A 6,447-nucleotide genomic window follows, 5' to 3' on the forward strand; every position below is an offset into this window, starting at 1 on the left:
ATGAGGCGGTGATGGCCACGCGCGGATCTGGCCGATCACGGTCCGCATGAACATCTTAAGGCCCGCCTTGTTCGTGACCGGGTTGTTTCTGGTCGGTCTGGCCTTGGTCATGTGGATCCCCATCGGCTACATGCTGGCGGTCGGCGAAGCGGAGGCACCGGATTTCCTCCTGTCCAGCGGTATCACCCTTGCCGTCGGCCTGGTGGTGGCGCTGGCCAGCCGACGCCACGGTGGTTTCGCGCTGGTGCCGCGGCAGGTATTCGTGTTGACCACCCTGAGCTGGATCGGTGTCGTGCTGTTCGCGGCATTGCCGATGGTGTTCATTCAGCACATCAGTTATACAGACGCATTCTTCGAAACCATGTCGGGCGTGACGACCACAGGGTCGACGGTATTGATCGATCTCGATTATGCCCCGCGCGGCATCCTGCTGTGGCGCGCGCTGCTCCAATGGGCTGGGGGAATCGGCTTTATCGTGATGGGTGTGCTCATACTGCCGTTTCTCCGCGTGGGCGGCATGCGCCTGTTCCACGCCGAATCATCCGATCGCTCCGAGAAGGTGCTGCCGCGTTTCGAATCCGTCGCCAAGGCGATCTCGCTGGCGTACCTGCTGTTGTCGCTGGTCTGCGCCCTGGCCTATTGGCTGGCGGGTATGTCGATATTCGATGCCATCACGCATGCAATGACCACCCTGTCGACCGGCGGATATTCCAACTACGATGCCTCTATCGGGTATTTTCAGAAACAGTCGATCCTGTGGATTGCGGTGGTGTTCATGCTGTTGGGATCGTTGCCTTTTTCGTTGTATGTGCATGCCCTGCGCGGTCGATTCGCACCATTATGGCGGGATCGTCAGGTGCGGGGCTTTCTGGGTGTGGTGCTGTTCTTCGGCTTGCTGTTGACGTTGGTGAATGTGCAGGGCCAGGGCCGCGCTATCGACTCTGCCTTGGTGGTGAGTTTTTTCAGTGTCGTCTCGGTGGTGACCACGACCGGCTACGTCGCGGAGGATTACGGCCTGTGGGGCGGCTTGGGCGTGATGGTATTTTTTTATCTGATGTTTGTGGGAGGTTGTTCCGGATCGACCGCCGGCGGCCTGAAGATATTCCGTCTTCAGGTAGCCTACATTTTGCTGCGCCAGCAGCTCAGGCGGCTCGTCCATCCACACGCCATCTTCACTGAGCGCTATAACGACCGTGAAATTGGCGAGGATATCCTGCGCTCGCTCATCAGTTTTTCCTTCTTCTTCGCGATTACCATCGGCCTGCTGGCGCTGGCGCTATCTGCGGTCGGGCTGGATTTCATGACCAGTCTGACCGGTGCAGCGACTGCGGTCACCAATATCGGCCCCGGGCTGGGGGCAATCGTCGGCCCGACCGGGAACTTCGCATCACTCCCGGACAGTGCAAAATGGTTGCTGGGCACCGGCATGCTGCTCGGCCGCCTGGAGATCATGACGGTATTGGTGCTCCTGACGCCAGCCTTCTGGCGAGGATGAGGCAGTGGTACTTTCCCGTTGTATCCTCAGGGAAGTCCCAGCGGCCCACTACCGCCCGGGTAGATGCCGCCAAGCAGGGTCGCAGCGCGTGCCCCGGTGACACTGGGTTGACTCGTGGCCCTGCCTGCCAGGGTTTCCCTTGCCATCCAGGCGAATGCGGCGGCCTCGATCCAGTCCGGCTGCAGGCCATGCTCGCCCGTCGATTCGATGCCGACGCGCGGGATGCGTTCGCACAGATCGGCGAGCAGTTGCGTATTGTGCACGCCTCCACCGCAGACCAGTACACGTCGTGTCTGCGGTGCCCAGCTGTGCAGGGCGGTCGCGACGGATTGCGCGGTGAGAGCGCTGAGTGTGGCCTGAATATCCGCAGGTGACGCCGGCACGCCTTCCAGATGCCGCTCCAGCCAGGCCAGATGAAAGTACTCACGGCCGGTACTTTTCGGGGGCGTCCGGGTGAAATAAGGATCCCGCAGCAAGGTATCCAGCAGGGTCGGGAGCGGACGGCCGCTGGCAGCCCAGGCGCCGCCACGATCATAGTGGGTGCCTTGCTCCCGCTGGGTCCAGGCATCCAGCAGCACGTTGCCGGGCCCCGTGTCGAACCCACCGATCGGCTGCGCCGGATCGGCCGGCAGAAGGGTGAGATTCGCCATGCCACCGACGTTCAGTACGGCCCGATCTTCGTCCGGTGAGCGGAAGCATGCGGCGTGGAAGGCGGGCACCAGTGGTGCCCCCTGGCCACCGGCAGCCATGTCGCGGCGGCGGAAGTCTGCAACGGTCGTGATTCCGGTGCGTTCGGCCAGAATGTTGGGGTCACCGATCTGCAGGGTGAAGGGGTGTGGGCCGTCCGGGCGATGACGAACGGTCTGGCCATGACTGCCGATCGCCCGGATGTCCCGAGGTTTCAGCCCCGCTTCCTTGATCAGCATCAGGGCCGCCTGGGCGAGTGCTTCGCCCAGGCGCTTGTCGGCTTCGCCCAACTCCTCGAGTTCGCGCTTTGACCGTTCCAGAGCGAGGTTCAACAACAGTTCGCGCAATGCAGGTTCGAATGCGAATGTACGCGCCGCCGTCACGTGCGGTACGCGTGTGGCGCCATCGATGATAGCGGCGTCGATGCCGTCAAGACTGGTGCCGGACATGAGGCCTAGATAGAGATCGTGCATGCGGTGACTGTCACTGCGTTGAAGCGGGCCATGACACGCGGGAACAGGGAAGAGAAATCGCCGGTGGCTGGGTAAACCAAGGGGTCATCGGCGGGGATATGCCCCGGTCGGTCGTGGCCGTGACCGACCGGGGTGGATGCGGGCGGGTCGGCGTTCGTTCAGTTGCTCTCGGACAGCGCCACCTGAGTGCTCCGTTCGCGAACCAGTTCGATCCGCGCCAGCATGGCGCCCGCTGTCTTCTGAAAGTCCGTGCGGAAGCGTTTCTCGATCGACTCCGCATCGGGGAACTTGATCGTGAGCGGATTACGATGCACGCCGTTGACCAGGAATTCGTAATGCAGGTGCGGTCCCGTCGCCATACCGGTCATGCCGACGTAGCCAATGGTCTGGCCCTGGCGGACACGCGTCCCCGTGCTGATGCCTTGGGCAAACCCCGAGAGATGCGCATACAGGGTGCTGTAGGTACTGCCATGCTGTACGATCACGGCGTTGCCGTAGCCACCCTTGACGCCACGGAAGGTGACACGGCCGCTACCGGTGACCTTGATGGGCGTGCCCTTGGGGGCTGCATAATCGACACCCTTGTGCGCGCGGATACGGTTCAACAAGGGATGCTTGCGCTTGAGGTTGAAGCCTGAGCTGATGCGTGAAAATTCGACCGGCGTGCGCAGAAAGGCCTTGCGCAGACTGCGACCATCGGGGGTGTAGTAGTCGGTTCTGCCATCGGGGTCGGTGTAGCGGATGGCACGGAAAGCCTGCCCTTGGTTGACGAATTCGGCTGCCAGGATATTGCCATCACCGATGCGCTCACCATCCAGGTAAAGCTCATCATAGAGAACGGTGAAGCGGTCACCTTCACGGATGTCCAGCGCAAAGTCGATGTCCCATCCAAAGATACCGGCGAGATCCATGATCATGCCGTCCGACAGCTTGGCCTTCTGTCCCGCGAGGAACAGCGAGCTTTCGATGACGGCGGTGGCGTTGGCCGTCTGCCGATCGGGTATCCGGTGGATGGTCGTGGCCGTGAAGCCGTCAGGTCCCCGGGTCACGTGCAGACCCAGGGTCTGACTCTCTTCGTAGCGAAGCTCCAGCAGCTGCCCGCGGTCGTCGGCACGCAGCTGTAGGGTCTGGCCCGGATGGATGCGCTTGAGCGTGTTGACTGCAGCGCCCAGGGCCATCAGTTCATGCAGATCGCGGGCACTCACGCCCGCGCGATTGAAGATCCGGGCCAGGCTGTCGCCCGACTGGACGGTGCTCTGGGTCCAGCTATTGCCGTCGTCACTGTCGGGCTTGGCGGCGCTGTCCGCGGGTGCGGGTTCAGGGGGCTCGTTTGCGGTCGCGACACCGCTCTGTGCGGGGGACCGGTCGGGGAGTTCGGTGGCCGGGACGGCGCGAGCGACCATGATGTCCTGTGTAGCCGCGGCCGGTTGGTCGTTCGGGCTGACGCCGGGAGGGGCCGCGGGGACCTCAAGGGCCGTTATCGCCAAGGACGGCGTTCGTGTCGCCTGGGCGTGCCCTCCGGCATAGCTGAATAGCGCGGTACCGGCGAATACGGCGCCGGCCAGTACCAACCAATGAAAACGATGGAGCCGCGGACCGGTTGTAGGTCGAAAAGAAACGGCTTGGCGGCGCTGCTGGCGGAGGAATGGGTAGTTCACGGAATTTCCTTATAAATCACCCGCCGATAAGGTAATAGGCCGGCCGGGAAAGGTCAACACCTGGACAGGGATTCGGCCAACCCGCCCAGTAACTTGAGTGATAAGACTCTTTTATGGCCAAGCTGGCCCAGCGCGCGTCTCCTGAGCATCGTCGTCAGTCTGCCGCGATCGTGGCTACGCGTATGCTAACCTGTTCGCCTTTTGCGTCAACAGGCGATCCGGGGGAGTAGAACAACATGGTGTCAGCCACCGAGGCACTGGCCGAGATCAAGCGCGGTGCGCACGAGATTCTGGTCGAATCCGAGCTCCTGGAGAAACTGGAGGCCGGCCGTCCGTTACGCATCAAGGCCGGCTTCGACCCGACCGCACCTGATCTGCACCTTGGACACACCGTACTCTTGAATAAGCTGCGGCAGTTTCAGGAGTTGGGTCACGAAGCGCTGTTCCTGATCGGCGACTTCACCGGGATGATCGGCGACCCCACGGGTAAGAATGTCACCCGCATGCCGCTGACCCGCGACCAGGTCATTGAAAACGCCAGGACCTACGAGAGCCAGATATTCAAAGTCCTCGATCCCGAGAAGACCCGCGTGGTGTTCAATTCGAGCTGGATGGGGGCTATGGACGCCGCCGGCTTGATTCAGTTGGCCGCCAAGCATACGGTCGCACGCATGCTCGAGCGCGATGACTTCCAGCGACGTTACAGCTCCGGGCAACCGATCGCCATCCACGAGTTCCTGTACCCGTTGATTCAAGGCTACGACTCCGTGGCGTTGAATGCCGATGTCGAGCTGGGCGGTACCGACCAGAAATTCAACCTGTTGGTCGGGCGCGAACTCCAGAGACATTTCGGCCAAGCGCAACAGGTTGTGTTGACCATGCCCCTCCTCGAGGGCTTGGATGGTGTACAGAAGATGTCCAAATCCCTGGGGAACTACGTCGGCATTGTCGACGCCCCGGACGACATGTTCGGCAAGCTCATGTCGATCTCAGACGAGCTGATGTGGCGGTATTTCGAGTTGCTGAGTTTTCGGCCCCTCGCGGAGGTTCAAGGCCTGAAACAGCGGGTGTCCGAAGGTCTCAATCCGCGTGACGTGAAATTCGAATTGGCGAAGGAGATCATTGCCCGCTTCCATGACCAGGCGGCGGCCCGACGGGCGCACGAGGCATTCGTCGCGCGATTCCAGAAGGGGGCGTTGCCTGATGTCATACCCGAGGTGGAGCTCGCCGTATCGGCCGACGGGCTGGCCATTGCCAACGTACTCAGAGACGCCGGCCTGACTGGCAGCACCTCAGAGGCACTGAGGATGCTGGGTCAGGGTGCGGTCCGGATCGACGGGGAGCGGGTCGGAGATCGCGCATTGCAGTTCAGGGCGCCGGCCAGTGTGGTCATTCAGGTCGGCAAGCGGCGTATTGCGCGGGTAACGCTCAAGCCGGGCTAAGGGTGGTGGCACTTACCTTAAGCCGATGTTTCGGAAAGATAGACACGGAAGCACGCGGAATAACACGGAACAAGACTCACTGTATAAAGGCCGGGGACCAACTCGAGGCGGATCGCGGATGCTGGCCCTGGGCCGGCATAATGGATTCTTTCCCTGTGGTTCCGTGGCTTCCGCGGCCAAGCGGGGTTTACGTAAGCGCCATTCGGGCCATGGGCATCCCGTGGCGGGCGCACCGATGGCGCGCATGGCGGTTTTCCCCGAAACCCCGGTTTTTCAGTGCCGGTCGTCTCGTCCGCCGGTCCTTTTGGGGGGGGGGCGGAGAGGGTTTTTCACGGGATTGTGGAAAAGGTATTGACGGCCTGGGAAAGCCTCGTATAATCGCCGCCTCCTGTCACCGGGCAGGTCACTGAACAAAGCAGCACCCAGTGATTTCAGGTGTTGACGGGGGCTGAAGTCGCGGTATAATGCGTCTTCTTTGTCGGGCAAGTTCTCGACAAGCTTTTTAACAATCAGGATCAGGTAACTTGTGTGGGCGCTCACGTCGAATGGGTTGCGATGCAAATCGTATTTCGATGAAGAGCGTCTATGTAGTAATACCTAGACAGTAATTCATCGAGCCAAGATTGGTCGCCTCAAGCGACTAAACATGATTGAACTGAAGAGTTTGATCCTGGCTCAGATTGAACGCTGGC

General features: G+C 61.4%; 4 protein-coding genes and 1 rRNA gene (1 of these 5 running past the window's edge). 3 read left to right on the forward strand and 2 right to left on the reverse strand.

Going from position 1 to position 6,447, the window contains the following annotated elements; translation table 11 throughout:
• Positions 1–46: 46 nt before the first annotated feature.
• On the forward strand, positions 47–1,495 hold the full coding sequence (locus K8I04_06605) for a TrkH family potassium uptake protein (GenBank protein MBZ0071381.1): 1,449 nt from the start codon (positions 47–49) through the stop codon (positions 1,493–1,495).
• A gap of 26 nt (positions 1,496–1,521) precedes the next feature.
• Here the strand turns inward: K8I04_06605 and K8I04_06610 are convergent, their stop codons facing one another.
• Positions 1,522–2,655 (reverse strand): anhydro-N-acetylmuramic acid kinase, encoded by a 1,134-nt coding sequence (locus K8I04_06610; GenBank protein ID MBZ0071382.1) that lies wholly within the window; start codon positions 2,653–2,655, stop codon positions 1,522–1,524.
• A gap of 158 nt (positions 2,656–2,813) precedes the next feature.
• Entirely contained in the window at positions 2,814–4,142 is a 1,329-nt protein-coding gene (locus tag K8I04_06615; protein MBZ0071383.1) for a peptidoglycan DD-metalloendopeptidase family protein, read from the reverse strand.
• 407 nt (positions 4,143–4,549) lie between these two features.
• Between K8I04_06615 and tyrS the strand changes: the two genes are divergently transcribed.
• Positions 4,550–5,755, forward strand: a complete 1,206-nt coding sequence (gene tyrS, locus K8I04_06620; protein ID MBZ0071384.1) for a tyrosine--tRNA ligase — start codon at positions 4,550–4,552, stop codon at positions 5,753–5,755.
• 652 nt (positions 5,756–6,407) lie between these two features.
• A 16S ribosomal RNA gene (locus K8I04_06625) occupies positions 6,408–6,447 on the forward strand (its annotated part continues 1,321 nt past the right edge of the window); the annotation flags it as partial.

Source organism: Gammaproteobacteria bacterium, assembly GCA_019911805.1.
GTDB lineage: Bacteria > Pseudomonadota > Gammaproteobacteria > Thiohalobacterales > Thiohalobacteraceae > JAHJQQ01.